4 protein-coding genes are annotated in these 4,157 nt (G+C 64.6%); all 4 read left to right on the forward strand.

Features of this window, described 5'->3' with window-relative positions:
• Positions 1 to 61: 61 nt before the first annotated feature.
• Entirely contained in the window at positions 62 to 523 is a 462-nt protein-coding gene (locus IVB32_RS25550; RefSeq protein WP_018458467.1) for a DUF3237 domain-containing protein, read from the forward strand.
• Between the two features lie 254 nt (positions 524 to 777).
• A complete protein-coding gene (locus tag IVB32_RS25555) occupies positions 778 to 1,587 on the forward strand; it encodes a crotonase/enoyl-CoA hydratase family protein (RefSeq protein WP_018458466.1) in 810 nt (269 codons plus the stop codon).
• Positions 1,584 to 3,467 carry a feruloyl-CoA synthase gene (locus tag IVB32_RS25560; RefSeq protein ID WP_026233587.1) on the forward strand — a complete coding sequence of 628 codons (1,884 nt, stop codon included), beginning with the start codon at positions 1,584 to 1,586 and terminating at the stop codon, positions 3,465 to 3,467. The genes IVB32_RS25555 and IVB32_RS25560 overlap by 4 nt, the downstream gene beginning before the upstream one ends.
• Before the next feature lie 27 nt (positions 3,468 to 3,494).
• Positions 3,495 to 4,157, forward strand: a 663-nt coding sequence (locus tag IVB32_RS25565; RefSeq protein WP_247411776.1) for an SDR family NAD(P)-dependent oxidoreductase, incomplete at its 3' end; no start/stop codon positions are given.

Below are 4,157 nucleotides of genomic sequence, written 5' to 3' on the forward strand. Positions count from 1 at the left end.
ACCTTCTCCCACAAGGGAGAAGGAAGGACAGCGGCGCTAGTTCAATACAGAAAGGTGACCGATGACGGCCCCTACCCTCGAGACCAAATACGTCTTTACCGTCACCGCACGCATCGGCGACGTCGTCACCGCCGGCGAGACCGGTATCGGCATTCGCCGCATCATCCCGATCGTCGGCGGCGAGGTGACGGGTGCGATCACCGGCAAGGTGCTGCCGTTCGGCGCGGACTTCCAGACCATCCGCCCGAATGAGCTGATTGATCTCGAAGCGAAGTACGCGTTCGAAACCGACGACGGTGCCACCGTCTATGTCGAGAACAAGGGCATGCGCTTCGGCCCGGTCGAGCTGTTGCAAAAGCTCAAGCGCGGCGAACCGGTGGATCCCAAACTGATCTATTTCCGCACCGTGCCGAGGTTCGAGACCGGGCACGAGAAGTACCGCTGGCTGATGGAGCACATTTTTGTCGGGTCAGCAGCGCGTCATGCGGATCGAGTCGTGATCGACGTGCATCAGGTGATGTGAAGGCTTCAGTGCCCTTCGCCGTCGTCCCGGCGAAGGCTGGGACCCATACCGCGTGATCTGTCGATCGCGAATAGTCGGAGTACCGAACGACTTGGCCAAACTTCTCCCTGTGGTTATGGCTCCCGGCCTCCGCCGGGACGACACCGCATTTGGAGGGCGCCTTTTGCCCGCCTGACTGACCCAATAGGCACCTAGCCCCTTGTTGACTCCTCCTGAATTCGTTATACAACATAACTATTCTGACAAGGACGCAAATGACACAGGGAAACGCCGAGACCGCTGACGCGGGCGCCGCCGGGCTTTTGAAGATCGAGCGGGCGGACCGGGTTTTGACCGTCGGCCTCAATCGGCCGGCCAAGCGCAATGCGCTCAACGACGGCATCATCCTGGAGATCGGCGAGTGTTTTGCGGCCCTGCCCGAGGATATCGGCGCCGTCGTCATCCACGGCATCGGCGACCATTTTTCCAGCGGTCTCGACCTCTCCGAACTGACCGACCATGATGCCAGTGGCGGCCTTCTCCATTCCCAGATGTGGCACCGGGTGTTCGACCGCATCCAGTACAGCCGCGTGCCTGTGATCGCCGCGCTCAGGGGCGCCGTGATCGGAGGCGGGCTGGAGCTCGCCTGCGCGGCGCATATCCGTGTCGCCGAACCCTCGACCTATTTCGCGCTGCCGGAGGGGCAGCGCGGCATCTTCGTCGGTGGCGGCGGTTCGGTGCGCCTGCCGCGCCTGATCGGCGTCGCCAGGATGATGGACATGATGCTGACCGGCCGCGTCTATTCCGCGACCGAAGGCACCTCCTACGGCTTTGCGCAATATGTCACGGAAGCCGGCAACGGGCTCGGCAAGGCGATGGAGCTTGCGACCAAGGTCGCCTCCAACGCGCCGCTGACCAACTTCGCCGTGCTCCAGGCGCTGCCGATGATCGCGGAGGCCAATCCGCAGACCGGCCTGTTGATGGAATCGCTGATGGCGACGGTGGCGCAGAGCGACAAAGAGGCAAAACGCAGGATCCGCGAGTTCCTCGAACACAAGACCGCAAAGGTGAAGCCGAAATCATGAGCGCGCAGCCGTCCTCTTCCAGCATGGAGCGCGGCGCGAGCACTTCCCCGCTGCGGCCCATTTCGTTCGGCGATCCCGTCGTCAATATCGAGCGGCGCGACGACGGCACGATTTATCTGCGGCCCAAACAGCCGCTCGGCGATTATCCGGCCCGCATCACCGACCGCCTGCATCACTGGGCGAGCGCGACGCCCGATCGCGTCTTCATGGCCGAGCGCGAAGGTGGCCGCGGCTGGCGCAAGATCAGCTACGCCGAGCTGCTCGCCGCGAGCCGGCACATCGCCTCAGGGCTCATTGCGCGCGGGCTGTCGGCGGAGCGGCCGGTCGTCATCCTCTCCGGCAATTCGATCGACCACGCATTGCTCGCGTTCGGCGCGTTCTATGCCGGCATTCCGTTCTGCCCGGTGTCGCCGGCCTATTCGCTGGTATCGAAGGATTACGGCAAGCTCTCCTACCTGATGAAGCTGCTGACGCCCGGCCTTGTCTTCGCCGAGGACGCCGACAAGTTCGCCGACGCGCTCGCGGCCAACGTCTCGCTCGGCACCGAGATCGCCGCGTCCTACGGCCACGTGCCGGGCCGCGACGTCACCTTGCTCGCCGACCTCATGGCAACCCCGATCCGCGGCGATCTGGACGAGGTCCACGGCAAGATCGGCCCCGACACCATCGCGAAATTCCTGCTGACCTCGGGCTCGACCGGCAACCCCAAGGCGGTCATCAACACCCAGCGCATGATCTGCGCCAACCAGGTGATGCTGCGCGAGACACTCGCCTTCCTCAGGGACGAGCCGCCCGTCATCATCGACTGGCTGCCCTGGAATCACACTTTTGGCGGCAACCACAATATCGGGCTGACGCTCTACAATGGCGGCTCGATGTATCTCGATGCCGGCAAGCCGGTGCCTGGAGGCATCGAGGAAACCGTGCGCAATCTCCAGGAGATTTCGCCGACGGTCTATTTCAACGTCCCCAAGGGCTACGAGTCGCTGCTGCCTTATCTGCGCGACGACCAGCGCCTCCGCGCAAAATTCTTCGACCGGCTGCACGCGATGTTCTTCTCGGGCGCGGCGCTGTCGCCGTTCGTCTGGAACAGCCTCGACGAGCTGGCGGTGAAGGAAAAAGGCTACCGCGTACCGATGCTGACCGGCCTCGGTGCAACCGAGACCGCGCCGTTCTTCATGTCGGTCAACCCGCGCACCAGCCGCTCCGGCCATGTCGGGCTTCCCGTATCCGGCAATGACGCCAAGCTGGTGCCGAACAACGGCAAGATGGAAGTTCGTTGCAAGGGGCCGAACGTGATGCCCGGCTACTGGCGCCAGCCCGACATCACCGCAAATTCGTTCGACGAAGAAGGCTTCTACAAGCTCGGCGATGCCCTCAAGCCCGTCGATCCCGATGATCTCAATGCCGGCTTCGATTTCGACGGCCGCATCGGTGAGGATTTCAAGCTCGGCAGCGGCACCTGGGTCAGCGTCGGCCCATTGCGCGCGCGCTTCGTCGCGGCTTGCGCGCCGCTGGTGCGCGACGTCGTCATCGCCGGCATCAACCGAGACGAGATCTCCGCGCTCGTCGTGCTCGATCTCGACGGCTGCCGGCTGATCAACCCGACGCTGCCGACCGACGATCTCGTCGTCGCGACCCGCGACCGGCTGGTGCGCGAGGCATTTCGCGAACGGCTGACCCGCTTTCTCAGCGCGGCCACGGGATCCTCGACGCGGATCACGCGCGCGATCCTCATGGACACGCCACTCTCGATCGACAAGGGCGAAGTCACCGACAAGGGCTCGATCAACCAGCGCGCGGTGCTCGAGCATCGCAGCCTGCTGATCGAGGAGCTCTACGCTGCCAATCCATCGGACCGTGTGATATCGGTCGGGTAAGAGGACGTCGCACCTAGGGAGAACGCCATGTTGTTGAAGGATCAGGCTGTCATCGTCACGGGCGGCGCGTCGGGACTGGGCGCGGCGACCGCGCGTAAGCTGGCGGCGCAGGGCGCCAGGGTCGCGGTGTGCGACCTCAATGCCAAGCTCGCCGAAACTGTCGCCGCCGAGATCAAGGGCGTGGCTGTGGCTTGCGACGTCTCCGATGCGGCTTCCGCTGAGGCTGCGATCGCCCAAGCGACCAAGTCCCATGGACCCGCGCGCGTGCTGGTCAATTGCGCCGGCATCGGCGTTGCCAAGCGCGTCGTCGGCCGCGACGGCCCGATGGCGCTCGCCGATTTCGACAAGGTGATCAAGGTCAATTTGATCGGCACCTTCAACATGCTCCGCCTTGCCGCGAACGAGATGTCCAAGCTCGAGCCGCAGGCAACCGGCGAGCGCGGCGTCATCATCAACACGGCATCCGTTGCCGCTTATGACGGCCAGATCGGGCAATCGGCCTATTCGGCCTCCAAGGGCGGCATCGTCGGCATGACGCTGCCGATCGCGCGCGAGCTGGCGCAGTTCGGCGTCCGCGTGCTGACGATCGCGCCCGGCCTGTTCCTCACGCCGCTGCTCGCCAACCTGCCGCAGGAAGCCCAGGACTCGCTCGCCGCCGCGATCCCGTTCCCGCGCCGGCTCGGCCACGCC

The sequence above is a fragment of the Bradyrhizobium sp. 23 genome, from assembly GCF_023073295.1.
In the GTDB taxonomy this organism is placed as follows: domain Bacteria; phylum Pseudomonadota; class Alphaproteobacteria; order Rhizobiales; family Xanthobacteraceae; genus Bradyrhizobium; species Bradyrhizobium canariense_D.